The 319-nt window shown below is 69.6% G+C and carries 1 protein-coding gene; it reads left to right on the top strand.

The features are described from left to right. Positions 1-131: 131 nt before the first annotated feature. A partial coding sequence (locus tag FLQ44_RS07890) for a hypothetical protein (protein ID WP_147693943.1) occupies positions 132-319 on the top strand: 188 nt, incomplete at its 3' end.

The following is a 319-nucleotide window of genomic DNA, read 5'->3' as shown; positions in this document are numbered from 1 at the left end:
CTGGAACGCGTCGAGTCCTTCGAGGCCAGCGCGCGGGGCGAGGGCGGATTCGGCCATACCGGCATCCGCTGAAAGCGACAGGGCGTGGCGGTGCGGATGCGGCCACCCAGGGGCGAAGGAAACCGAGGTCGATGACCAAGCGCAGGAAGAAGCAGAAGGACCCGGTGCAGCTGCCGCCCGAAGTGCTGGCGCTTCGGCGTCCAGCGTATTTCGTCGTGGCCCTGATCGCGCTGCTTGGCGGCCTGCTGATCATCTGGCAGGGCGTGCTGGCGTGGCAGAGCGGCCGCGCCGGCCCGCGTCTTGAGGAACTGCGGGCCTC

The sequence above is a fragment of the Vogesella mureinivorans genome (assembly GCF_007644035.1).
In the GTDB taxonomy this organism is placed as follows: Bacteria; Pseudomonadota; Gammaproteobacteria; order Burkholderiales; family Chromobacteriaceae; genus Vogesella; species Vogesella mureinivorans.
The sequence above is the reverse complement of the archived record's forward strand: the minus strand, read 5'-3'. Positions and strand labels throughout refer to the sequence as shown.